This window comes from Bradyrhizobium genosp. SA-3, from assembly GCF_004212635.1.
Taxonomy (GTDB): Bacteria; Pseudomonadota; Alphaproteobacteria; order Rhizobiales; family Xanthobacteraceae; genus Bradyrhizobium.
This window is the reverse complement of the sequence record NZ_PSRT01000064.1, coordinates 17,887-42,399: the sequence shown is the minus strand read 5'-3', so window position 1 is coordinate 42,399 and position 24,513 is coordinate 17,887. Positions and strand designations below refer to the sequence as shown.

At 65.6% G+C, this 24,513-nt stretch carries 19 protein-coding genes and 1 pseudogene; 6 read left to right on the top strand and 14 right to left on the bottom strand.

Annotated features, from left to right (window positions below; all coding sequences use genetic code 11):
• Positions 1 to 11 precede the first annotated feature (11 nt).
• Together CWO91_RS22680 and CWO91_RS22675 are read right to left on the bottom strand one after the other, a co-directional pair.
• Positions 12 to 2,888, bottom strand: a complete 2,877-nt coding sequence (locus CWO91_RS22680) for an EAL domain-containing protein (RefSeq protein WP_165405638.1) — start codon at positions 2,886 to 2,888, stop codon at positions 12 to 14.
• Between the two features lie 140 nt (positions 2,889 to 3,028).
• Positions 3,029 to 4,027: an NAD(P)H-quinone oxidoreductase gene (locus CWO91_RS22675; RefSeq protein ID WP_130216422.1), complete on the bottom strand. Its 999-nt coding sequence runs from the start codon at positions 4,025 to 4,027 to the stop codon at positions 3,029 to 3,031.
• Positions 4,028 to 4,138: 111 nt separating this feature from the next.
• On the opposite strand from CWO91_RS22675, the gene CWO91_RS22670 reads away from it, so the two are divergent.
• Together CWO91_RS22670 and CWO91_RS22655 are read left to right on the top strand one after the other, a co-directional pair.
• Entirely contained in the window at positions 4,139 to 4,330 is a 192-nt protein-coding gene (locus tag CWO91_RS22670) for a DUF1192 domain-containing protein (protein ID WP_130216420.1), read from the top strand.
• A 526-nt stretch (positions 4,331 to 4,856) separates the two neighbouring features.
• Positions 4,857 to 5,366 (top strand): DUF1465 family protein, encoded by a 510-nt coding sequence (locus tag CWO91_RS22655; protein ID WP_128936588.1) that lies wholly within the window; start codon positions 4,857 to 4,859, stop codon positions 5,364 to 5,366.
• A gap of 214 nt (positions 5,367 to 5,580) precedes the next feature.
• On the opposite strand, the gene rpmE is transcribed toward CWO91_RS22655, so the two are convergent.
• Positions 5,581 to 5,808, bottom strand: a complete 228-nt coding sequence (gene rpmE / locus CWO91_RS22650) for a 50S ribosomal protein L31 (protein ID WP_025034016.1) — start codon at positions 5,806 to 5,808, stop codon at positions 5,581 to 5,583.
• 197 nt (positions 5,809 to 6,005) lie between these two features.
• Between rpmE and CWO91_RS22645 the strand changes: the two genes are divergently transcribed.
• On the top strand, positions 6,006 to 7,865 hold the full coding sequence (locus CWO91_RS22645; RefSeq protein WP_130216418.1) for an ABC transporter ATP-binding protein/permease: 1,860 nt from the start codon (positions 6,006 to 6,008) through the stop codon (positions 7,863 to 7,865).
• A 178-nt stretch (positions 7,866 to 8,043) separates the two neighbouring features.
• On the opposite strand, the gene CWO91_RS22640 is transcribed toward CWO91_RS22645, so the two are convergent.
• The 4 genes from CWO91_RS22640 to CWO91_RS22625 all read right to left on the bottom strand — a co-directional run bounded on the left by CWO91_RS22640 (position 8,044) and on the right by CWO91_RS22625 (position 10,998).
• Positions 8,044 to 8,271 carry a hypothetical protein gene (locus tag CWO91_RS22640; protein WP_130216416.1) on the bottom strand — a complete coding sequence of 76 codons (228 nt, stop codon included), beginning with the start codon at positions 8,269 to 8,271 and terminating at the stop codon, positions 8,044 to 8,046.
• A gap of 79 nt (positions 8,272 to 8,350) precedes the next feature.
• A complete protein-coding gene (locus tag CWO91_RS22635) occupies positions 8,351 to 8,797 on the bottom strand; it encodes a GNAT family N-acetyltransferase (protein ID WP_130216414.1) in 447 nt (148 codons plus the stop codon).
• Positions 8,797 to 9,825: a peptidoglycan -binding protein gene (locus tag CWO91_RS22630; protein ID WP_130216412.1), complete on the bottom strand. Its 1,029-nt coding sequence runs from the start codon at positions 9,823 to 9,825 to the stop codon at positions 8,797 to 8,799. Before CWO91_RS22630 ends, CWO91_RS22635 begins: the two co-directional genes overlap by 1 nt.
• Positions 9,826 to 9,981: 156 nt before the next feature.
• Positions 9,982 to 10,998, bottom strand: a complete 1,017-nt coding sequence (locus CWO91_RS22625; protein WP_130216410.1) for a flagellar motor protein MotA — start codon at positions 10,996 to 10,998, stop codon at positions 9,982 to 9,984.
• Between the two features lie 165 nt (positions 10,999 to 11,163).
• Here CWO91_RS22625 and CWO91_RS22620 point away from each other — a divergent pair, with 165 nt between their 5' ends.
• The 3 genes from CWO91_RS22620 (at position 11,164) to CWO91_RS22610 (ending at position 16,785) form a co-directional block, all read left to right on the top strand.
• Positions 11,164 to 12,192 carry an SAM-dependent methyltransferase gene (locus CWO91_RS22620; protein ID WP_130216408.1) on the top strand — a complete coding sequence of 343 codons (1,029 nt, stop codon included), beginning with the start codon at positions 11,164 to 11,166 and terminating at the stop codon, positions 12,190 to 12,192.
• A gap of 231 nt (positions 12,193 to 12,423) precedes the next feature.
• Positions 12,424 to 13,617: an efflux RND transporter periplasmic adaptor subunit gene (locus tag CWO91_RS22615; protein ID WP_130216406.1), complete on the top strand. Its 1,194-nt coding sequence runs from the start codon at positions 12,424 to 12,426 to the stop codon at positions 13,615 to 13,617.
• A gap of 6 nt (positions 13,618 to 13,623) precedes the next feature.
• Positions 13,624 to 16,785: a multidrug efflux RND transporter permease subunit gene (locus CWO91_RS22610; RefSeq protein ID WP_130216404.1), complete on the top strand. Its 3,162-nt coding sequence runs from the start codon at positions 13,624 to 13,626 to the stop codon at positions 16,783 to 16,785.
• Between the two features lie 163 nt (positions 16,786 to 16,948).
• Here the strand turns inward: CWO91_RS22610 and CWO91_RS22605 are convergent.
• The 7 genes and pseudogenes from CWO91_RS22605 to gap all read right to left on the bottom strand — a co-directional run bounded on the left by CWO91_RS22605 (position 16,949) and on the right by gap (position 24,379).
• Positions 16,949 to 17,739, bottom strand: a pseudogene (locus CWO91_RS22605) (inositol monophosphatase family protein).
• An 84-nt stretch (positions 17,740 to 17,823) separates the two neighbouring features.
• Complete coding sequence (locus tag CWO91_RS22600; protein ID WP_130216402.1) at positions 17,824 to 18,906, bottom strand: tetratricopeptide repeat protein; 1,083 nt, start codon at positions 18,904 to 18,906, stop codon at positions 17,824 to 17,826.
• Between the two features lie 8 nt (positions 18,907 to 18,914).
• Complete coding sequence (locus CWO91_RS22595; protein WP_130216400.1) at positions 18,915 to 19,589, bottom strand: thiamine phosphate synthase; 675 nt, start codon at positions 19,587 to 19,589, stop codon at positions 18,915 to 18,917.
• A 3-nt stretch (positions 19,590 to 19,592) separates the two neighbouring features.
• Positions 19,593 to 20,618 carry a class I fructose-bisphosphate aldolase gene (locus CWO91_RS22590; protein WP_130216398.1) on the bottom strand — a complete coding sequence of 342 codons (1,026 nt, stop codon included), beginning with the start codon at positions 20,616 to 20,618 and terminating at the stop codon, positions 19,593 to 19,595.
• A 268-nt stretch (positions 20,619 to 20,886) separates the two neighbouring features.
• Positions 20,887 to 21,954 (bottom strand): class II fructose-bisphosphate aldolase, encoded by a 1,068-nt coding sequence (gene fba, locus CWO91_RS22585; RefSeq protein WP_130216396.1) that lies wholly within the window; start codon positions 21,952 to 21,954, stop codon positions 20,887 to 20,889.
• A 56-nt stretch (positions 21,955 to 22,010) separates the two neighbouring features.
• Positions 22,011 to 23,204, bottom strand: coding sequence for a phosphoglycerate kinase (locus tag CWO91_RS22580; RefSeq protein WP_130216394.1), 1,194 nt, complete (start codon positions 23,202 to 23,204; stop codon positions 22,011 to 22,013).
• Between the two features lie 167 nt (positions 23,205 to 23,371).
• The gene (gap, locus tag CWO91_RS22575; RefSeq protein ID WP_130216392.1) at positions 23,372 to 24,379 is read right to left on the bottom strand and encodes a type I glyceraldehyde-3-phosphate dehydrogenase; all 1,008 of its coding nucleotides are present in this window, start codon (positions 24,377 to 24,379) and stop codon (positions 23,372 to 23,374) included.
• Between the last annotated feature and the right edge of the window lie 134 nt (positions 24,380 to 24,513).

Here is a 24,513-nt window from a genome sequence, read left to right as displayed (position 1 = left end):
TCGCGGAGCGATCAGCTCGCCGCCTCCAGCCGCACTTCCGTGAGCAGCCGCATCGCGGCGTCGGCGTCCATCGGCTCGCCGAAGGCGAAGCCTTGGGCGTATTCGCAGCCCATCTGGTAGAGCTCGACCGCGTCGGAATCGGTCTCGGCGCCCTCGGCCACCACGTCCATGCCGAGATCGTGCGCGAGCGCGATGATCGACTTCAGGATCACCGGGCGGGTGCCGCGGTTGGTGGTGCGCACGAACGACTGGTCGATCTTGATGGTGTCGAATGGGAAGCGCTGCAGATAGGCCAGCGAGGAATGGCCGGTGCCGAAATCGTCGAGCGAGAGCCCGGTGCCGAGCTCGCGGATCCGCGTCAGCATCTGCGCTGCGTGCTCCGGATTCTCCATCACCAGGGATTCCGTCAGTTCCAGTTTGAGCGTGCCGCGCGCTACCGAGGAGCGCGACAGCACGGTGCGGATGTCGTGGATCAGATCGTGGCGCAGCAATTGCCGCGACGACACGTTGACGGAGGCGAAGATCGGCTCGCGCGAGCGCATCGCGCGCTGCCACACCGCGAGCTGTTTTGCGGTCTGGTCGAGCACGAACATGCCGAGGTCGACGATCAGCCCGGTCTCTTCCGCGATTGTGATGAATTCCGACGGCGCCATGCGCCCGAGCTTCGGATGGTCCCAGCGCGCCAAGGCCTCGAAGCCCGCGATCGAACGATCCTCCAGCCGCACGATCGGCTGATACAGGATCGTGATCTCCTTCCGCTCGATGGCGCGGCGCAATTCGCTCTCCAGCGTCAGCCGGTCGGTCTTCCGCGCACGCATCGCCGGCTTGTAGACGTCGATGCGGTCGCCGCCGATGCGCTTGGAGTGATACATCGCAAGCTCGGCGTCCTTGATGATCTCATCCGTCAATTGGGTCTGCGGATCAGACAGGGCGAGGCCGATCGAAGCCGTGAGGAAGATCTCGCGGTCGTTGAAGGCGATCGGCGCGCGGATGGTCTTGCGGATGGTCTCGGCGAAGGCGGTGATGCGGGCGGGGTCCTGCTCCGACAGGAGGATCAGCCCGAACTGGTCGCCGGCCATCCGCGCCAGCGTGTCCTGCGGCTTCAGGATGCGGGTGAGGCGGCGGGCCAGCGTCAGCAGGATGGAATCGCCGACCGCGATGCCGACGGAATCGTTGACCTGCTTGAAGCGGTCGAGGTCGATCACCATCAGCGTCGGCCGCAGCGTCGGCATGCTCTTGGCGAAATGCGCGACCGCACCCAGCCGGTCCATGAACAGTTTGCGGTTGGGCAGGCCGGTGAGGTTGTCATGCACGGAATCGTGCAGCAGACGTTCTTCCGCGTTGCGCAGCTCGGTGACATCGGTGAGGGTGCCGACCACGCGCGAGACCTCGCCGTCGGAGCCGACCACCGGGCGCGCCTTGAGCGCGAACCACATGAAGTGGCCGTCCGGGGTGCGCAGGCGGAAATCCTGCACCAGGCGGCCGCGGCGCTGGTCGAGCACGCTGTCGAGCGCGGCACGGAAACGGTCCTGGTCGAGCGGATGCAGCACTTCGAGCCAGGACGCCGCCGGCCCCTCCAGCGTGCCGCGCTTGAGGCCGAGCAGGGCCTCGGTCTCCGGGCTGGTGAAGACCTTGTCGGCGGAGACGTCCCAGTCCCAGATCAGATCGCCGGAGCCGGCCAGCGCCAGCGCGCGGCGCTCGATGTCGGAGACGACGCCGGTCGAGGCGCCGCCGCCGGCGAAGGCGTGCTGCATCACCGTGAAGCCGATCAGCATCACGATCAGCACGAGGCCGCCGAGCAGGGCCGGGCCGACGATGTCGTTGGTGACGGAGCCGGCGACCGTCATGCCGGCCGCCACCACCCAGACCACCAGGAGGAACCAGGTCGGGATCAGCAGCACCGCGCGGTCGAAGCCGTGGGTGGAGAGATAGACGATCAGCGCAAAGCCGGCGAAGGCGATCAGCACCAGCGAGATGCGCGCGATGCCGGAGGCCACCGCGGGATCGAACAGCGCCAGCGCGACGAGCGAGCCAAGGAAGGCCAGCCAGCCGACCGTGATGTGCGAATAGCGCACATGCCAGCGGCTCAAGTTCAGGTAGGCAAACAGGAACACCAAAAGCGTCGCCGCCAAAATCGCTTCGCCCGCCGCGCGCCAGATGCGCTCGGCGTTGTTCGACATGTCGAGCACCTTGCCCCAGAAACCGAAATCGACGCCGATATAGACCAGCACCGCCCAGGCCAGCGCCGCGGCGGCCGGGAACATGATGCTGCCCTTCACCACGAACAGGATGGTCAGCACCAGTGCGAGCAAGCCCGAGATGCCGATCACGATGCCCTGGTACAGCGTGAAGGAGTTGACCTTGTCCTTGTAGGCTTCCGGCTCCCACAGATAGAGCTGCGGCAGCTTGTCGGTGCGCAGCTCCGCGACGAAGGTGACAACAGCTCCCGGATCGAGCGTGATGCGGAACACGTCCGCGGTTGCGCTTTCCTGACGTTCGGGCCGGTCGCCGATCGAAGGCGTGATGGTGGCGATACGCGACAGGCCGAGGTCGGGCCACAGCAGCCCTGAGGAGACGATGCGGTAATGCGGGGCGACGATCAGGCGGTCGAGCTGGTCGTCGGTGTTGTTGGCGAGCGCGAACACCACCCAGTTCTGGCCACCTTCGCGGGCGCGCACCTCGATGCGGCGGACGATGCCGTCGGTGCCGGGCGCGGTCGAGACCTGGATGCGATCGGCGTCGCTGCGCTGATGCTCGAGCACGCCGGTGAGGTCGATCGCGGGCGCGTCACTGCGAACGCTGACAGCGTCGAGCGCGCGTGCAGGGGACGCGGCAACGAGCATCATGAGGCCCAGCGCGATGGGCGCGAGGCACCTGAGCAGACGCAAGGTCAGTTCTCCGCGTTCGACGCAAACTTCGAGTGCAAGGCGATTTCAGACCGGACAGAATGGGTTCGGTGCGTCGCGATAGATGCCACGAAAGCGAGGAAAATCAAAGGGTTTCCGCCCTGCCCCTGTGGGCCGGCGGCCTACACCTCCAACACAATTTTGCCAATATGTGCGCTCGTTTCCATGCGCCGGTGGGCGTCGGCTGCCTTTTCCAGCGGGAAAGTGCTGTCCATCAGCGGCTTGATGAGGCCTTCACGCAAAAGCGGCATCACTTTCGCCTCAATCGCGGCCACCATCGCCGCCTTGTCCGCATTACTACGGGGGCGCAGCGTCGAGCCGGTATGGGTCAGGCGCTTCACCATCACCTTGGCGATGTTGACGTTGACCTTGGGGCCGTTGAGCGTCGCGATCTGCACGATGCGGCCGTCGACCGTCGCGGCGTCATAGTTGCGGTCGACATAGTCGCCGGCGACCATGTCGAGGATCAGGTTGACGCCGGCATTGTTGGTCTCCGCCTTGACCACGGCGACGAAATCTTCGGTCTTGTAGTTGATGGCGCGGTCGGCACCCAGCTTGAGACAGGCATCGATCTTGTCCTGAGATCCCACGGTGACGAACACCTTGGCGCCGAACGCTTTGGCAAGCTGGATCGCCATGGTGCCGATGCCCGAGGAGCCGCCATGGATCAGCAGAGTCTCGCCGGCCTTGAGGCCGCCGCGCTCGAACACGTTGTGCCAGACCGTCATCAGGGTTTCCGGCAGCGCGCCGGCTTCCTTGATCGACAGCGCCGGCGGCACGCTCATGGCCTGGGCGTCCTGGGCGATGCAGTACTGCGCATAGCCGCCGCCGGCGACGAGCGACATCACCTTATCGCCGATCTTGTGCCGCTTGGCATTGCTGCCGACGGCCACCACTTCGCCGGCAATCTCCAGGCCCGGCAGGTCGCTGGCGCCGGGCGGCGGCGGATAGGCGCCGGAGCGCTGCGCGACGTCGGGCCGGTTGACGCCGGCGGCCTCGACCTTGACCAGGATCTCGTCGGGACCGGGCTGCGGCACGGTGCGTTGCTCCGGTACCAGCACCTCCGGTCCGCCGTGCCGGGAGATGGCGACCACGGTCATTTGCGCGGGCAGCTTGTCCATGATGTGTCCTTGAGCAAAGGTGCGGAATGGGAATGAGGCCATTGCTTAGCCAGCGCGCTCCAAGCTGGCAACCTCGGCCTGCTAGATCGCGCGAACGCAGGAGGAACGACGATGCCGACGGAAGACGACGACCGCCCGCGCAAGAAGATCAGCCATGAGATCGGACAGGATCTCTCACTATTGTCGGTGGAGGAACTGACCGAGCGCGTGACGCTTCTGAAAACCGAGATCGAAAGACTGGAAGAAGCCGCCACCAAGAAGCGCGCCTCGCGCGATGCGGCGAACAGTTTTTTCAAGTCGTAGCCGCCGCCACACCAACAGCTGTCGTCCCGGCGAAGGCCGGGACCCATACCGCGTGATCTATCTGTAGGGATCGACAGAAGCACCGAACGACCGGTCTTCGTCAAACCACTCCCTGTGGTTATGGGTCCCGGCCTTCGCTGGGACGACGTGGAGAATTTGTTCCGTACCCCACTCGGCCACTGGCCGAGATGGCTAACGAACTCTCAAAAAATTAGCTCGTTTACGGTCGATTAAGCTTTCGGGTTTATGACTGGAACCGTCCTCGTTTGGACACCGAGTGGCTCCTGTCCACTCTGTTTGACGCCTCCCTGTTATCAACTTTCAAAGCCGCCGGTCTCCGGCGGCTCTTTTTTTTGCGTCCACTCCCGCTTTTTTGCGTCTCCTTGTGGCTGAATTCCTGCGAATGACCCGCGGAAACCATATCCGCGCTTGTCGCTGGACTCCGCGCTTCCAGCGCGCAATGATTTGTTCATCATAAGCCGGCGCCAAGCCGGAGAGTCAGACAGTTGCGTAAGGGGCGTTAACCATGGAACGTTTGCAGGCCGACGGCGCTCTCGTTCAACTCAGCGAGCGGTTCACCAATTCTGCGGCGTTCAGCGTCCTGTTCCGCGAGGGCATGGACCTCGTCGAGGAGACCGCCGCCTATCTCGACGGCGCCGGCCGCACGGAGGCCAAGGCGCTCGACCGTGCCGTCAGCCTGACCTATGCGACCGAGAGCATGCGTCTCACCACCCGCCTGATGCAGCTCGCCTCGTGGCTGCTGCTGCACCGCGCGGTGAAAGAAGGCGAGATGACGCTGAGCCAGGCCAACCGCGAGAAGACCAAGGTCAAGCTCACCGCCGCCGATCCCGGCCCCGCGGACACCATCGAGAAGCTGCCCTCGCAGCTCCAGGACCTGATCCATCGCTCGATGAGCCTCCAGACCCGCGTCCGCCGTCTCGACACCACCATCCACACCCCGCCGGCCGAGCACGTCCCGATCGGCAACCCGCTGGTGCCGCACCTCAACGCGCTGAAGGCCGCGTTCGAGCGGTAGGGTTACAGTTGCCGTAGCGTGGGCCAAGGCGCGCAGGGCCGTGCCCACCATCAGTCTTTCGGGATGGTGACAAGAAAGTGGCGGGCACGCTTCGCTTTGCCCACCCACAAGACCTCCGCCTACAAGACCTCCGCCTTTGTCGAGAGCGCATACCCCAAAACAAAAACGCCCCCGGTCTCCCAGGGGCGTTTTTCGTCGCAGCCTTGCGGCCGGATCAATCCTTTTTGAGGAAGCCCGAAAACTTCTTCTGGAAGCGCGAGACGCGGCCGCCGCGGTCCATGATCTGGGCGTTGCCGCCGGTCCAGGCCGGGTGCGACTTCGGGTCGATGTCGAGGTTCAGCGTGTCGCCTTCCTTGCCCCAGGTCGAGCGGGTCAGGTACTCGGTTCCGTCGGTCATGACGACCTTAATCGTATGATAGTTCGGGTGAATTTCGGCTTTCATGGCAATTCCTCGGCGCCCGGGCGCCTCTTGGGTGGCTAGCGAATGACGGATTTGGCCGGCTCTATACCTCACGAACCCCCGCAAAACAAGCCATATGCCGGCTGGTGAACCGGGCTTGCCCCTAAGGGACATCCCGGATTTGCCACTCCCCTTGCACCAGCCTATTGGGAGCGAACGAATGCAATGGGTCGGATCTCATGAGCGCAGTGGAACGGCTTGATGAACAGTATGTTCAGCCCGAAATGAATTCCCAAGTGAATTCCGCCGACACACCGTCGATCGAGGCCGATCTGATCGAGCAGCCCGCCAAGGGCCGCGCCAAACTCCGGCCGCTGCTCGCGCTCGCGCCTTATGTGAGCCGCTATCGCGGCCGCGCCGCACTGGCCTTCGTCGCGCTGACGATCGCCGCACTGACCACGCTGTTGGTGCCGGTCGCGGTGCGCAGGATGATCGATTTCGGCCTGACGCCCGAGGGCATCGCGCTGATCAACAGCTACTTCTCGGTAATGCTCGCGGTGGTCGCCGTGCTCGCGGCGGCGAGCGCCGCGCGCTACTATCTCGTGATGACGATCGGCGAGCGCATCGTCGCCGACCTCAGGCGCGACGTCTTTGGCCACCTCCTGTCGCTCTCGCCGACCTTCTTCGACTCCGCGCGCAGCGGCGAGCTGATCTCGCGTCTCACCGCCGACACCACCCAGATCAAATCCGCGGTCGGCGCCTCGGTGTCGATCGCGCTGCGCAATCTCATGATGTTCCTCGGCGCCGCCGCGATGATGGTGATCACCAGCCCGAAATTGTCGGGCTTCGTGCTGCTGGCGATACCCTTGATCGTGCTGCCGCTGGTGGCGTTCGGACGCTGGGTGCGGCGGCTGTCGCGCAATGCGCAGGACACGCTCGCCGACGCCTCCGCCTATGCGGGCGAGCTGGTCGGCGCGATCCGCACCGTGCAGGCCTATACCAGCGAGCAGTTCGCCGAAAAGCGCTTCGGCGGCAACGTCGAGCAGGCCTATGAGGCGGCGCGCACCTCGACCCAGGCCCGCGCTGTGCTCACCGCCATCATCATCTTCATCGTATTCGCAAGCGTGGTCGCGATCCTCTGGATCGGCTCGCATGACGTGCTCACCGGTGCGATCACGCCGGGCCGGCTCGGTCAGTTCGTGCTTTATGCGGTGTTCGCCGCGGCGGGCCTCGGCCAGCTCAGCGAGGTCTGGGGCGAGGTTTCGGCGGCCTCGGGCGCGGCCGAGCGCCTGTTCGAGATCTTGCATGTGAGTCCTGAGATCACCGCGCCTGCGTCGCCGCGCGCACTGCCGGTGCCGGCGCGCGGCGAGGTCGGCTTCGATCGGGTCAGCTTCGCCTATCCGGTGCGGCCCGAGGTCAAGGTGCTCGACGCGGTGTCGTTCACCGTGCGCCCCGGCGAGAAGGTCGCGATCGTCGGCCCCTCCGGTGCCGGCAAGAGCACCATCTTTCATCTGCTGCTGCGCTTCTACGATCCGCGTAGCGGCGCGATCGCGCTCGACGGCGTGCCGGTCAGGTCCGCCGACCCGCGCGATGTCCGCACTCGCATCGCGCTGGTGCCGCAGGAATCCGTAGTGTTCGCGGCAAGCGCCCGCGAGAACATCCGGTTCGGTCGGCCCGATGCCACCGATGCCGAGGTCGAGCGCGCCGCCGAGCTCGCGCATGCCGCCGAATTCATCCGCCGCCTGCCCGAAGGCTTCGAGACGGCGCTCGGCGAGCGCGGTGTGACGCTCTCCGGCGGCCAGCGCCAGCGCATCGCCATCGCCCGCGCCATTTTGCGCGATGCGCCGCTCTTGCTGCTCGATGAAGCCACCTCCGCGCTCGATGCCGAAAGCGAGACGCTGGTACAGACCGCGCTGGAAGAGCTGATGCGCCACCGCACCACGCTGGTGATCGCACATCGCCTCGCTACCGTGCTCTCCTGCGACCGCATCCTGGTGATGGATCAGGGCAGGATCGTCGAGCAGGGCACGCATGCCGAGCTGGTCGCCGCGAACGGCCTCTATGCGCGGCTGGCGAGGTTGCAGTTCGAGGGGGCGTGAGGCGGAGGCGTTCGTGAGGGTAATGCGAGCGCGTCCTACAATCTCGTCATTGCGAGCGAAGCGAAGCAATCCAGGCTGTCTCCGCGGAAAGACTCTGGATTGCTTCGTCGCAAGAGCTCCTCGCAATGACGTCTGGAGAGAGCTTCGCGCCACAACTGGGAGAGCATCCCAGCAGACATTACCGGCACTTCGGCGAGAGCGTTGGCACATTCGGCCACGGCCAGTTCTTCCAGCTGCCGTCCTCGCCGACGCAGGCCGATGGCGCAGGGCTGCTCGTCGGAGCGGGAGAACCCGTGGTGTTGACCTGCGTCGCAAAGCGCTGGTCGACATAGGTCGTCGATAGATATCCGGCGACGATGACGCCCAGAAAGACCGAGGAACCCTTGGCCAGATCGCGCGGCTTCATCGATCGTCTCCATCCGCTTGTCATCGCTGCTCTGGCTACAACGACTAACAGACGTCGCAGGATCCAGGCGTGACAGGCCTCACGCCCGCCATGCCATCTTCAGCACCGGCCGCCCCGAGGTCGGGTTCACATCGTCGCCGGCATGGGCAAAGCCGTTGCGCTCGTAGAAGCGGATGGCGCGGGCGTTGTCCTTGTTGACGAGCAGCGTGACGCCTGAGGGCGACAGCCGCTTGGCCTCGTCTACCAGCAGCCTTGCTGCGTCCGAGCCCCACTGGGCGGGATCGACCACGAGCTGGTCGAGATAGCCGTCGCCATCGATGGTGACGAAGCCGATGAGTGCGTCGTCCTGTTCGGCGACGACGATGGACGCCTTCGGCACAAGATCCTTGCGCCACCGCTCGCGCCACCAATCGAGGCGGGCAGCGAAGTCGATCTGCGGGTAGGCCTGCTGCCAGGTGCGATGCCAGAGGTCGATCGCCGCCGCTTCGTCCTCAGGACGGTAGGGGCGGAGGCGGAGGGCGCTCACTACCGCTCCGTCAGCTTCAGCTCGATGCGGCGGTTGCGCTTGTAGGCCTCTTCCGTGTTGCCGGTATCGAGTGGCTGGAATTCACCAAAACCGGCGGCGACGAGGCGCTGGGCGGGCACGCCGAGCGAGATCAGGTACTGCACCACCGAGATGGAGCGGGCCGCAGACAAGTCCCAGTTCGACTTGAAGTTCGGGCCGTTGACCGGGCGCACGTCGGTATGGCCGTCGACGCGCAGCACCCAGGGAATCTCGCTCGGGATCTTCTTGTCGAGGTCGATCAGCGCGGTCGCCAAGGTGTCGAGCTCGGCGCGGCCCTCGGGCAGCAAGGTCGCCTGTCCGGTGTCGAAGAACACTTCGGACTGGAACACGAAGCGGTCGCCGACGATACGGATGTCGGGGCGGTTGCCGAGGATGGCGCGCAGGCGGCCGAAGAACTCCGAGCGGTAGCGCGACAATTCCTGCACGCGCTGCGCCAGCGCCACGTTCAGGCGCGAGCCGAGATCGGCGATCCGGTTCTGCGATTCCTTGTCGCGCTTCTCGGAGGCATCCAGCGCCTCTTCCAACGCCGCCAACTGCCGCCTGAGCGCGCTGATCTGCTGGTTCAGCACCTCGATCTGCGCCAGCGCCCGCGCCGAGACCGCTTTCTCGGAGTCCAGCGCCTTGCCGAGCTCGGCGGTCTTGCCTTGCGCATCGCTGCCGGCATTGGCGAGACCTTCATAGAGGCCCTTCATGCGGTCGCGCTCGGATTCGGCCGAGGCAAGGCCGGCCCTCAGTTGCGACACCTGGTCGTCGAGCGAGAGCTTGCCGAGCTTCTCCAGCGACAAGAGCTCGTTGAGCTGCGCGATCTTGGCGTTGAGCTGCTCCAGCGCCTTGTCCTTGCCGGTGACCTCCTGCGACAGGAAGAACTGCACGACCAGGAACACCGACAGCAGGAACACGATCGACAGCACCAGCGTCGACAGCGCGTCGACGAAGCCGGGCCAGTAGTTGAAGGCGCCTTCACTGCGGCGGCCGCGGGCAAGAGCCATGATCGTCTCCGTTTCACTCGTGTCCCGGACGCGCTGCAGCGTGCAACGCTGCTGCGCAGAGCCGGGACCCAGAATCACTCGTCGAATGGGCCCCGGCTCGGCGACGCATCACTTCGTGCTAATCGCGTCCGGGGCACGAGACCTTTCGTCCTGTCCTCAACTCTTCTCGGGCTGGCGCGCGATCCGCTCCAACAGGCGCCGGATCTCGCGGTTCTGCTCGCCCTGGCCGTCGGCCCATTCGCGGATCATCTGCTGCTCGGTGCGCATGTGCGAGACCAGCGCCTGGATCGCTTCGGCGAGGCTCGCCATCGCCGCGGTGGTGCCGCGGTTGGCGCTGCCTTCCTCGAGCACGGAGCGCAGCCGCTCGACCGCGGCCTGGAGTTCGCCGCTGGCCACGCCACCGCCGCCGGAAGCGACCGCCACTTCGCCGCTGCCATATTCGCGCACGGTGGTGGCGAGCCAGTCTTCGAGGTCAGTGTAGAAGCGGTTCTGCGCCTGGCTCGATTGCAAATCGAGAAAGCCGAGGATCAGCGAGCCGGCGAGGCCGAACAGCGAGCTCGAGAACGAGATGCCCATGCCGCCGAGCGGGGCGGCGAGCCCCTCTTTCAGCGTGTCGAACAGGGCGCCGGAATCACTGCCGACCTTGAGCCCGTCGATCACCTTGCCGACCGAGCCGACCGTCTCGATCAGGCCCCAGAAGGTGCCGAGCAGGCCGAGGAAGACGAGCAGGCCGGTCATGTAGCGGGAGATGTCACGCGCCTCGTCCAGGCGGGTCGCGATCGAATCGAGCAGATGCCGCATCGTGGTCTGGGTGATAGACATCCGTCCCGAGCGTTCGCCGCCGAGGATCGCCGCCATCGGCGCCAGCAGCTTCGGGTGCCGGGCCGGCGCCAGGCCGGGATCGGCGATGCGGAAATTATTGACCCAGGACACCTCAGGGTAGAGCCGGATGACCTGGCGGAAAGCCAGCACGATGCCGATGAACAGCACCGCCCCGATCAGGGCGTTGAGCCCGGGATTGGCGAAGAAGGCCTGGATGATCTGCTTGTAGAGCACCACGCCCACCAGCGCACACAGCACCAGGAAGACCAGCATCCGCACCAGAAAGACGCTGGGCGAGGACAGTTTGGTGTACTCGATATCCATGGTGGAGCGGGAAGTGCCAGACCGCATGCCGGTATCATCCATTACGAAGCTTGCTTGCGGGCGCACTATGGCACAGCGCCAGCCCAAAAAAAGCGCCGGATGCGCCGATTTCGGGGACAGCTTGGGGAACTCGGACCGGAAGCCACGCTTTGAGAGGCAGGTGTCTGCAGGAGCTCGCGATTCGGGGGCCGCATGAGCGTCGTTTCCGCGATCATCGGGACTGCCGAACGTGTGCCGTTGCCGGACGTGGTGATGCGTGCCGCGATCCAGCGCCTGTGCTCGCGCACGGCGACACGCCTGTCCAAGCTGGGGGCGGCCGACGATGCCGCCTTCGCCGGGCGGATGATGCTGCGGCCGATCGCCGAGGACGCGGATGCCGCCCGCGGCCGGCATGACGAGGTGCCCGCTTCCTTCTTAGCGCAGGTGCTCGGCCCCAACCGGAAATATTCGTGCTGTTTCTACAAGACCGATGCGACCAACTTGCAGGAGGCGGAGGAGGAGGCGCTGCGCCAGACCGTCGAGCATGCCGGTCTTGCCGACGGGCAGACCATCCTCGAGCTCGGCTGCGGCTGGGGCTCGCTGTCGCTGTGGATCGCGCGGCAGTTTCCGCACGCGAAGGTGGCGGCCGTGTCGGCCTCGCAGACGCAGCGCGCTTATGTCGAGGAGGAGGCGCGGCGGCGCGGGCTGTTGAACCTGCGGGTCGTCACCGCCGACATGAACGTGTTCGCGCCCGAGGGGCAGTTCGACCGCATCGTCTCGGTCGAGACGTTCGAGCACATGGTGAACTGGCGCAAGCTGATGACGCGCCTGCGCGCGTGGCTCGCGCCCGACGGGCGCTTCTTCATGCATGTGGTCTCCCATCGCTCCGGGTCCCATCTGTTCGACCCGGCCAATCGCGAGGACTGGATCGCGCAGCACGCCTTCCCGGGCGGGATGATGCCAAGCCATCACCTCGTCAGGCAATTCGACGACATCTTCGCAATCGAGAAGGAATGGTGCTGGAGCGGCACGCATTACCGGCACACCGCGAACGCCTGGCTCGCCAATTTCGATGCGCATGGCGCCGCCATCGAGGCCTCGTTGCGCAAGGCCTATGGCGAGGAGACCGCACTTTGGATGCGGCGCTGGCGCTGGTTCCTGCTGGCGACGTCGGGCCTGTTCGGCTACGCCGACGGAACCGAATGGGGCGTCAGCCATTACCGGATGAAAGCCGCCGCCTGATTGCGGTGTTCCGTCGCAGCACGCGGCGATGGAGCCCGACTCACAATCAAGTGAGTCCACAAAAACCATCAAGATTCAACACGATACGCCGTGTGACAATGAGCCGCCCGCGCCATGCGTTGCATCGCAGCAGGCGCATTCTATTTTGGCGGCATCGGCCGCGTGCAAAGAGCCCAGAACGGGCCCGCGCGGAGCGTGATCAGTTTCAACAAAATCGGGGCGACTCACTTCATGTCAGGACTTCGTGCGCGATCGGCATGCGTTGCAATGATGCTCGCGGCCCTAGCGCCGCTGCTGGTGGGCTGCGAGGAGTCCAGCTCCGCCGTATCCGCCGCTCCGCCGTCCGACCCTGACGTCAGCATCGTCGTCATCAAGCCGCAGCCGCGCGCCGTGGTGCGGGAGCTGCCGGGCCGCATCGCGCCGACGCGCGTCTCGGACGTGCGGCCGCGCGTCTCCGGCATCGTGGTCGAGCGCCTGTTCCGCCAGGGTAGCGAGGTGAAGGCGGGCGATCCGCTCTACCGCATCGATCCTCGTCCGTTCGAGGTCGAGGTGATGGCCAACGAGGCTGCGGTCGCCAAGGCCGAGGCTGCTGCGATGCAGGCGCATCAGCAGGCACGCCGCATCGCTACGCTCACCAAGGATCGCGCCGCGCCAGAGGCCGAGAACGAAAAGGCAATCGCCGCCGAGCGGCAGGCCCAGGCCGAGGTCGAGGGACGCAAGGCGGACCTCGCGCGCGCAAAACTCAATCTCGACTACGCCACCGTGCGCGCGCCGATCGACGGCGTCGTCGGTGCGGCGCTGGTCAGCGAGGGCGCGCTCGTCGTGCAGAACGAGACCAATCTCGCCAGCATCCAGCAGCTCGATCCGATCTATGCAGACTTCACCCAATCGGTGACCGAGCTCAACCAGCTCCGCCGCGCCTTCGAAACCGGCGATCTCGAGCGTATCGCGCCCGATGCCGCCAAGGTGCGACTCGTGCTCGATGACAACGCCACCTATTCGCTCGACGGCAAGCTGCTGTTCTCCGACGCCAAGGTCGATGCCCACACCGGCCAGGTGACACTGCGCGGCGAATTCCGCAATCCCAAGCGCGAGCTCCTGCCGGGCATGTATGTCCGCGTCCGCATCGACCAGGGTCTGGACGCCGACGCGATCGCGGTGCCGCAGCAGGCGATCCAGCGCAATGGCGGCGGCGGCAGCGAGGTCTTCGTCGTCAAGGACGACAACCACATCGCGGTGCAGGCGGTGCGCACCGGCTCGGTGCAGGACGGATTCTGGTTCATCACCGAAGGCCTGAAGGCCGGTGACAAGGTCGTGGTCGAAGGCTTCCAGAAATTTGCGGCCGGCGACAAGGTTAAACCGCAATCCTGGTCGGAGGCGGACGCGACCGCGGACAACCGGCACGCCCAGAAGCTCACGCGGTAACGCGCCATGCCGAGTTTCTTCATCGACAGGCCGATCTTCGCCTGGGTGGTCGCGCTATTCATCTGCTTGATCGGTGCGATTGCGGTTCCGCTGCTGCCGATCGCGCAATATCCGATCATCGCGCCGCCCTCGATCTCGGTCTCGACCAGCTATCCCGGCGCCTCGCCGGAGAACCTCTACAACAGCGTCACGCGACTGATCGAGGAGGAGCTCAACGGCGCCTCCGGCATCCTCAATTTCGAATCGACCAGCGATTCGCTCGGCCAGGTCGAGATCATCGCCAACTTCCAGCCGGGCACCGATACCAGCGCCGCCTCGGTCGAGGTGCAGAACCGCATCAAGCGCGTCGAGGCGCGCCTGCCGCGCGCGGTGATGCAGCAGGGCATCCTGATCGAGGAAGCCTCCAGCGCGGTGCTTCAGATCATCACGCTGAACTCGACCGACGGCAGCCTCGACGAGGTCGGCCTCGGCGACTTCATGATCCGCAACGTGCTGGGCGAGATCCGCCGCATTCCCGGTGTCGGCCGCGCCACGCTCTACTCGACCGAGCGCAGCTTGCGCGTCTGGGTCGATCCGGCCAAGCTGGTCGGCTATGGGCTGACCGCCGACGACGTCAACAAGGCCATCGCCGCGCAGAACGCGCAGGTCGCCTCGGGCAGCATCGGCGCCGAGCCGTCGACGTCGAGCCAACGCACCTCCTCGCTGGTGCTGGTCAAGGGCCAGCTCTCGTCCCCGGACGAGTTCGGCGCCATCATCTTGCGCGCCAACGCCGACGGTTCGACCGTGCGCCTGCGCGACGTCGCGCGCATCGAGGTCGGCGGCCTCAGCTACCAGTTCAACACGCGCCTCGACGGCAAGCCGACCGCCGGTCTGTCCGTGCTGATGTCGCCGACCGGCAATGCGCTGGCGACCGCGAGTGCCGTCGAAGAGAAGATGAAGGAGCTGTCGCGCTTCTTCCCGGCCAACATCACCTACGAGATTCCCTACAACATCACTCCCGTGGTCGAGGCTTCGATCAAGAAGGTGCTGTCGACGCTGGTCGAGGCCGTGGTGCTGGTGTTCGTGGTGATGTTCTTGTTCCTCCAGAACATCCGCTACACCATCATTCCGACCATCGTGGTGCCGGTGGCGCTGTTAGGGGCCTGTTCCACGCTGCTGCTCGCCGGCTACTCCATCAACATGCTCTCGATGTTCGGCATGGTGCTTGCGGTCGGCATCCTCGTCGACGACGCCATCGTCGTGGTCGAGAACGTCGAGCGCATCATGGCCGAGGAAGGCCTGCCGCCGAAGGAGGCGACGCGCAAGGCGATGTCGCAGATCACCGGCGCCATCATCGGCATCACCTTGGTGCTGATGGCGGTGTTCGTGCCGATGGCGTTCTTCCCGGGCTCGGTCGGCATCATCTACCGCCAGTTCTCCGTGACCATGGTCGCGGCGATCGGCTTCTCCGCCTTCCTGGCGCTGTCGCTGACGCCCGCGCTGTGCGCGACCCTGCTCAAGCCCGTCGCGGCCGGCCACGGTCACGCGAAGAGAGGCGTGTTCGGCTGGTTCAACCGCGTGCTCGAAGGCGGCAAGGAGGGCTATTCCCGAACCGTCGGCTTCTCGCTGAAGCGCACCGGCCGCCTGATGCTGGTCTATGTCGCGCTGCTGGCCGGTCTGTCCTGGGCCTTCGTCAATCTGCCTGGCGGCTTCCTGCCCGTCGACGACCAGGGCTTCGTCACCACCGACGTACAGACGCCGTCGGATTCGTCCTATGCCCGCACCGAGGCGGTGATCGAGAAGGTGGAAAAATACCTGGCGCAGCGGCCCGGTGTCGACAACGTCACTTTCCTCACCGGCTTCAGCTTCTCCGGCCAGGGCATGAACACCGCGCAGGCCTTCATCACCTTGAAGGACTGGTCCGAGCGCGGGCCGAAGGATTCCGCCGCGGCGATCGTCAACGACATCAACCGCGATCTGTCGTCGTCGATCCGCGATGCCAAGATCTCCGCGCTCCAGCCGCCGCCGATCGACAATCTCGGCAATTCCTCGGGCTTCTCGTTCCGCCTCCAGGACCGCGGCCAGAAGGGATATCCGGCGCTCATGCGCGCCGCTGACCAGCTGATCGCGGAGGCCAATGCGAGCCCGGTGCTGCAGAAGGTCTATATCGAAGGCCTGCCCGAGGCCGGCGTGGTCAATCTTGTGATCGACCGCGAGAAGGCCGGCGCCTTCGGCGTCACCTTCGAGGACATCAACAACACGATCTCGACCAATCTCGGCTCGAACTACATCAACGACTTCCCGAACCGCGGCCGCATGCAGCGCGTCGTGGTGCAGGCAGATAGCCGCGACCGCATGCGGACCGAGGATATCCTCAACTACAACGTCAAGAACAGCCGCGGTCAGCTGGTGCCGTTCTCCTCCTTCGCCACGGTGGAATGGGCGCGCGGGCCGACGCAGATCGCCGGCTTCAACTACTATCCGGCGGTGCGCATCTCCGGTGAAGCCAAACCCGGCTTCACCTCGGGCGACGCGATCGCCGAGATGGAGCGGCTCGCCGGCCGATTGCCGCGCGGCTTCGGCTATGAATGGACGGGGCAGTCGCTCCAGGAGAAGCTCTCGGGCTCGCAGGCGCCGTTCCTGCTGGCGCTGTCGGTGTTCGTGGTGTTCCTGTGCCTTGCCGCACTCTATGAAAGCTGGACCATTCCGCTCGCGGTGCTGCTGACCGTGCCGCTCGGCATCGTCGGGGCAGTGAGCGCGGCGATGCTGCGGGGCCTGCCCAACGACGTCTATTTCACCGTCGGCCTGATCACCATCATCGGCCTCGCGGCAAAGGACGCGATCCTGATCATCGAGTTCGCGAAAGATCTGCGCAAGGAGGGCAAGCCGCTGGTGGAAGCCACCATCGAGGCCTGCCGGCTGCGCTTCCGCCCGATCCTGATGACTGGCCTTGCCTTCATCTGCGGCGTGCTGCCGATGGCGATCGCCCACGGCGCCGGCGGCGCCAGCCAGCAAGCGCTCGGCAGCGTCGTGATGGGCGGCATGATCGCGGTGGTGGTCCTGGCGCTCTTGATGGTGCCGGTGTTCTTCGTCTCGGTACAGCGCGTGCTGGGCAGGGATCGGGAGCCGAAGGTGGCGAAGGAAGGCGAGGCCTACGGGCCGCCGGCGCCGGCACACACGGGCCACTGATGCACTTTTCCGTCATTCCGGGGCGCGCGTAGCGCGAGCTATGATGCGCAATTGCGCATCTGAGAATCCATCGGACCGCAATCACAGTCGATGAATGGATTCCGGGCCCGCGCCAAGAGGCGCGTCCCGGAATGACGGCGAGTGTGAAGCGCGAGCTTCCGCCTTACGCCGCCTTCCGCAGAATCTTCACCAGCTCTCCGTGCACGAACTCGTTGCCGCACACCACGTGCCCCGTCGTCAGCGCATCGCCGGGCGTGTTGATGTCGCTCACGGTGCCGCCGGCTTCCTTCACCATGATCTGGCCGGCGCGATGTCCCAGGGTGACAGATTCCGTTCCCAATAGCCGTCGAGACGGCCGGCGGCGACGAAGGCGAGGTCGAGCGAGGCGGCGCCGAAGCGGCGCAGGCCGGCGACGCGGTCCTGGATCGCGGTCATCTCGCGGCGGAATTCGTCGTGGTCGCCGCGGCCGATATGGGGCAGGCCGCAGGCCACCACGCATTCGTTGAGCTGGCGGCGGCCGGCCACGCGCAGCCGCTGGTCGTTGAGGAAAGCGCCCTTGCCGCGCTCGGCGATGTAGAGTTCGTCATTGGCGGGATTGTAGATCACGCCCGCGATGACGGTGCCCTCACGCGCAAGGCCGATCGAGATCGCGAATTGCGGGATGCCGTGCAGGAAGTTGGTGGTGCCGTCCAAGGGATCGACGATCCAGGTGTGGCTCTTGTCGCTGCCTTCGCGGGTGCCGCCCTCTTCGCCGATGAAACCGTAGCCGGGCCGGGCCTTGGCGAGGTCCTGGTAGAGGATCTCTTCAGCGCGCTTGTCGGCGAGCGAGACGAAATTCGCCGGGCCCTTTAGCGAGACCTGGAGATGCTCGATCTCGCCGAGATCGCGCTTGAGGCTGCGGCCGGCGCGGCGCGCGGCCTTGACCATGACATTGATAGTTGCGGAGTACAGCATGAGCTCTGGTCTTGATCGGGGGAAATGGCGCGAAATCGCGCCTGTTTGAGGGATGGGGTGCCCTGCGAGGGCGTCAAGGTCAAGTCATTTGGTCCCGAGCCATTTCTTTGCGGCGGCTTCCGCCTTGGCCCGGTCCTCGGCCGGCAGATCGGACAATTGCTTGTCGAGCTCCGGGTCGCCCTTGCCGGCGGTCTTGGCCACCAGGTGCCATTTGAAGCCCTCGACCTTGTCCACGGCCGTGCCCATGCCGTTGATCAGCACCCAGGCCAGCCGATTCTGCGCGATCGCGCTGCCCTGACGCGATGCCTTGCGGAGCAACGCGACAGCCGCCGGCTGGTTCTTCGGCGTGCCGGTGCCGTTGAACAGCGCGATGGCGTATTCGACCTCGGCATCGACATTGTCGGCCAGCGTGGCGGCCTGGAGCAGCCGCACCGATCGCTCGGGATCCTTTGGCACGCCGGTGCCCTCCTTGTAGAAGGTCGCAAGCGCGTATTGCGCCTCGGGCAGGCCGGCATCGGCGGCCTGGCGCAACAGCTCGGCGGAACGCTTGACGTCCTGCGGCAGGGTCTGGCCGTCGAGATTCAGCAAAGCGAGGTTATAGGCCGCCTTGGGCTCGCCGAGCTTGGCGGCAGAGGCCATCAGCTTCACCGCTTCGCCCTTGTCGACCGGGCCGCCGCGGCCGGACATACGCAGCATGGCGAGCGCGAACATCGCCTCGCGGTCGCCGGCATCCGCGGCGCGCTTGTACCATTCCTGCGCCTTGGCGTAGTCGCGGCGAATGCCCATGGCATTGGAATAGAGCTCGCCGAGCATGGTCATCGCCTTGGGATCGCCTCCTTGCGCGCGGGCGGTGGCGAGCTCGAACGCCGTCTTGTACTGCCCGCGCTGATAGGCGCCGAACACCAGATCGACGTTGGAATTGTCGGTCGGCGGCGCGGGGATCACGGTCGCGGCCGGGGCCGGCTTGGAGGAGGGGGCCGGCTTGGGCGAGGCCGAAGGCTTCGGTGCCGGTGCGGCCTCCTTCTTGTTGGTGAGCGCGTGCGGCTTCGGCTTCGGTTTCTCAGGTGCCGCGCTCGGCGTCGTGGCCGGCGGGGTGATCTGGAGCTGCGCGGCCGCGGGCACCGTCAGCAGCAGCGTGGCCAAAATGGTGATGCGCGGGAGCTTCATGTCGGGCGCTAGCCGTGCTCCTGGCCAGCCGGCGCCGTCGCATGGGCCTTCTTGATTGCAGCATCGGCCTCGACCAGCGCGGCCTTGGGCCCGCGCGGATCGGCCCAGATGAACTCGCCGGCCAGCACGAAATCAGCGCCGCTGGCGGCGAAATCGTAGGCCTCTTCCAACGAGGTGGCAAAGCCGACGCAGGGCGGCTCGAACAGCTCGGCCCACCAGTCCAGCCGCTCGGCGATCGCCTGCGACGATGGCCGCTGGCCGTTGGCGTCGGGCTCGCCGAACAGCACGTAGTCGGCGCCCATCTCGCCCGCGCTCATGGAATCGTGGCGCGTGGCGAGCCCGCCGACGCCGGCGATGCGATCCGGCTTGAGTGAGGGCGCCGCCTCTTCCAGCGCGGCAAGGCCCGTGAGATGCGCACCATCGGCGCCGCCGCGCGCCACCAGTTCGGCATGGCCGTCGATCAGCAGCGCGGCGCCCGCCTTCTGCACCGGCGGCGCGAAGGCCTTGATGCGCGAGATCATCGTGCGCTGGTCGGTCTCCTTCAGCCGCAGCAGCACGGCCGCGACATCGGCAGAGGCGAGCAGGGCAGGCAGCTCGGCGACGAGCGATGCTGGATCATCGACAACAGGCGTCGCGAGATAGAGACGCGGCGCCGGGCGCGGCGGAGGCGATTTGTTCGACAAGATCTAGGCCGCCTTCTTTTCCAGGCTGCTTTGCCATTCGCCCTTGGACGCGAGGCCGTTCATCCGCGCGCGGTGGCTGAAGGCACGCTGCCCGGCCGCGACGTTCTCGGCCTTGCCGGACCAGGCCTTCTGCGGCGCGGCCTGCAGCGCGCGGCCGTAGGAGAAGGTCAGGCCCCAGGGCAGCGGGCCGAGCTTGTGCATGGCGTTGAGATGCGCGGTCGCCTCCTCGTCGGACTGGCCGCCGGAGAGGAAGGCGATGCCCGGCACCGCCGCCGGCACGCAGGCCTTCAGCAGCCGGATTGTCTTCTCCGCGACTTCCTCGACGGAAGCCTGCTTCGCGCACTTCTTGCCTGAGATCGCCATGTTCGGCTTCAGCACCATGCCTTCGAACGCGACGCGCTGCACGCGCAATTCCTGGAACGTCTTGTTGAGCACGCGCTGCGTCACCTCATAGCAGCGCTCGATGTCGTGATCACCATCCATCAGCACCTCGGGCTCGACGATCGGCACGATCTGTGCCGCCTGGCACAGCGCCGCGTAGCGCGCCAGCGCATGCGCGTTGACGTTGATCGCCGTCATCGAGGGGATGCCGCTACCGATGTCGATCACCGCGCGCCATTTGGCGAAGCGCGCGCCGCGCTCGTAATATTTCTTCAGGCGCTCGGCGAGCTTATCGAGCCCGACGGTCACAAGCTCGCCCGGGCACATCGGCAGGGCTTGGGTGCCTTCGTCGACCTTGATGCCGGGAATGGCGCCGGTCTCCTCGATCAGCCTGATCAGCGGCGTGCCGTCCTTGGCATCCTGCCAGATCGTCTCGTCGTAGAGGATTACCCCGGAGATGTACTGGCTCATGGCCTCCTTGGAGCGGAACAGCATCTCGCGATAATCGCGGCGGTTCGCTTCGGTCGATTCGACACCGATCGCGTCGAAACGCTTCTTGATGGTGCCGGAGGATTCGTCGGCGGCAAGGATGCCCTTGCCGGTTGCGACCATGGCGGTCGCGACCCTGTTGAGCTCAGTCAGATTCATCGAGAGGTCCTCCCAAAACGATTCTGCCCTTGCCTGTGAAAATAGACCGTTCTCGGGCAATTGCCGAGTTAACGTTCGTCGCAGGGTAAAGGGGGGGACCGGTCATTCCGGGGCGCGCCCCTTGGCGCGAGCCCGGATTCCATTGATCCGCGCCGATGGTGGCACCATGGATTCCGGGCTCGCGCTCCGCGCGCCCCGGAATGACGGGAGAAGGTGCCTGCGGCGGTCCTTACGCCACCGCGCGATCGCTTACGCGACGCGGGGATCGCTATGCGACGCGGGGGTCGAGCTCGCCCTTGGCATAGCGCTTGGCCATCTCGGCGGTGGTCAGGACTTTCTTGATCTTCGAGGCCTGGCCGGCGGTATTGAACTCCTGGAGCCGCTGCTTGCACAGCTTGGTCATCGCCTCCATCGCCGGCTTCAGGTACTTGCGCGGATCGAACTCTTCCGGATTGTCCTTGAGCACTTTCCGGATCTGGCCGGTCATCGCCATGCGGTTGTCGGTGTCGATGTTGATCTTGCGCACGCCGTTCTTGATGCCGCGCTGGATCTCGGCGACCGGCACGCCCCAGGTCGGCTTCATCTTGCCGCCATAGCTATTGATGATGTCCTGGAGGTCCTGCGGCACCGAGGACGAACCATGCATCACGAGATGCGTGTTCGGCAGCTTGCGGTGGATCTCCTCGATCACGTTCATGGCGAGGATGTCGCCGTCGGGCTTGCGGGTAAATTTGTAAGCACCGTGAGAAGTCCCCATCGCGATCGCGAGCGCGTCGACCTTGGTCTCTTGCACGAACTTCACGGCCTCGTCCGGATTGGTCAGCAGCTGGTCGTGGCTGAGCTTGCCTTCGGCACCGTGGCCGTCTTCCTTGTCGCCCATGCCGGTCTCGAGCGAGCCGAGCACGCCGAGTTCGCCTTCCACCGAGATGCCGCCGAGATGGGCCATGTCGGTCACGGTCTTGGTGACGCCGACATTGTAGCCCCAGTCGCCGGGGGTCTTGCCGTCGGCCTTGAGCGAGCCGTCCATCATCACCGAGGTGAAGCCGGACTGGATCGCGGTCATGCAGGTCGCCGGCTCGTTGCCGTGGTCGAGATGCACGCAGACCGGAATGTGCGGATAGATCTCGGTCACCGCATCCATCATGTGCTTGAGCATGACGTCGTTGGCGTAGGAGCGCGCACCGCGCGAGGCCTGGATGATGACGGGCGCGTCGACCTGGTTGGCCGCGTCCATGATCGCCAGCGCCTGCTCCATGTTATTGATGTTGAAGGCCGGTACGCCGTAATCGTTCTCCGCCGCGTGGTCGAGCAATTGACGTAACGTGATCCGAGCCATCTGTCTTTTTCTCCCGTTTGGGCCTGCAAGGCCGCTCAATGTTTGCCGACTTAAGCTTAACTGACGCGCAGCACCTCGACGCCGGGCAAGGGCTTGCCTTCCATCCATTCAAGGAACGCGCCACCGGCGGTCGAGACATAGGTGAAACTGCCGGCGACGCCGGCCTGGTTGAGCGCGGCGACGGTGTCGCCGCCACCGGCGATCGAGATCAGCTTCTTGTCCTTGGTGCGCTCGGCGGCGTGCCTGGCGGCCGCGACCGTGCCGCGGTCGAACGGCTGCATCTCGAAGGCGCCCAGCGGTCCGTTCCAGACCAGCGTCGCGGCGTCGTCGATCGCGGCGTGGACGCGCGCGACCGATTGCGGGCCGACGTCGAGGATCATGCCGTCGGCGGGGATCGCGTCGAGCCCATAGGCATGCGACGGCGCATTGGCGGCGAAATGGTAGGCGACGGTGGCGTCGACGGGGAGGATGATCGCGCAATTGGCGGCGCTCGCCTTCTCCATGATGCGCAGCGCGGTGGCGGCGAGATCCTTTTCGGCCAGCGACTTGCCGACCGCGACGCCCTGGGCGTGCAGGAAGGTGTTGGCCATGCCGCCGCCGATCACGAGCGCGTCGACCTTGTTCACGAGGTTTTCGAGCAGATCGATCTTGGTCGAGACTTTTGCGCCGCCGATGATCGCGATGACCGGTTTGGTCGGCGAGCCCAGCGCCTTCTCCAGCGCGTCGAGCTCGGCCTGCATGGTGCGGCCGGCATAGGCCGGCAACTTGTGGCCGAGACCTTCGGTCGAAGCGTGGGCGCGGTGCGCGGCCGAGAAGGCGTCATTGACCCAGATGTCGCCGAGCTTTGCCAGCTCCGCGACGAAGGCCGGATCGTTCTTTTCCTCTTCCTTGTGGAAGCGGGTGTTCTCCAGGCAGAGGATGTCGCCATCCTTCAAGCCGGCGACGGCCGTGGCCGCAGGCTCACCGATGCAATCGTCGGCGAAGGCAACGGGCTTCTTCACGACCTTGGACAGCGCTTCGGCGACGGGCTTGAGCGATTCCTTGGCGTCGCGGCCCTTCGGCCGGCCGAAATGCGCGAGCAGGATGACCTTGCCGCCCTTCTCGGAGATCTCGCTGATGGTCGGTGCGACGCGCTCAAGCCGCGTTGCGTCGCTGACGCGCCCATTCTCCATGGGTACGTTGAGGTCGACACGCAGCAATACGCGTTTGCCCTTCACGTCGACGTCGTCGAGGGTGCGGAATTTGGCCATGTCCTGAATCACTCGTTAGCTGGCGACGCTACGGCGCATCGCGCTCGGGTGGATCGCCTTCCTGCCTGGTCGTTATCTTGCCTCCCTGGCGCATACCGTACGCGATCAACGCGATCAGCAATATGGCGCCAGGGATGCCAATTCAGGCAGGAAGCATTGCGCTCCCCTTAGATCACCTTCGCGATCGCGACGGCGGTGTCCGCCATGCGGTTCGAGAAGCCCCACTCGTTGTCGTACCAGGACATCACGCGCACCAGCGTGCCGTTCTGCACCTTGGTCTGGTCCTCGTGGAAGGTCGAGGAGTGCGGGTCGTGGTTGAAATCGATCGAGACGTTCGGCGCGGTGGTGTAGCCGAGAATGCCCTTGAGCTGCTGCTCGGAGGCGCGCTTCATCGCCGCGTTGACTTCCTTGGCGTCGGTGGCGCGCTTGGCGACGATCTTGAGGTCGACGACCGAGACGTTCGGCGTCGGCACGCGGATCGCGACGCCGTCGAGCTTGCCCTTCAGTTCGGGCAGCACGAGACCGATCGCCTTGGCGGCGCCGGTCGAGGTCGGGATCATCGACATCGCAGCCGCACGGCCGCGGTAGAGATCCTTGTGCAGCGTGTCCAGCGTCGGCTGGTCGCCGGTATAGGCATGGATCGTGGTCATGAAGCCGGTCTCGATGCCGACGAGATCGTTCAGCACCTTGGCGACCGGCGCGAGGCAGTTGGTGGTGCAGGAGCCGTTGGAGATGACCAAATGGTCCTTGGTCAGCGTGTCGTGGTTGACGCCGTAGACGATGGTGGCATCGGCGCCGTCGGCGGGCGCGGAGACCAGCACGCGCTTGGCGCCGGCGGTCAGATGCGCGGAGGCCTTGTCCTTCGAGGTGAAGATGCCGGTGCATTCCAGCGCGACGTCGACGCCGAGATCCTTCCACGGCAGCTTCGAGGGATCGCGCTCGGCGGTCACCTTGATCTTGCCGTTGCCGACGCTGATCGAGTCACCATCGACGGTGACCGTGCCGGGGAAACGGCCATGGACGCTATCGAAACGGAGCAGATGGGCGTTGGTCTCGACCGGGCCGAGGTCGTTGATGCCGACGACCACGATGTCCTTGCGGCCTGACTCGGCGATAGCCCGCAGCACGTTGCGGCCAATGCGACCAAAACCGTTAATTCCGACGCGGACTGCCATGTTTCGTCTCCTTCAATGACCGTTGTCATCCCGCACAACGCGCTTTGCGCGCCTGCGAGGGTTTTTTAGGGGCGGGCGCCCGGTTCGGCCGGGCGGTGCGTGATCATATGAGAGATTACGTAGTCCTTTTTTGC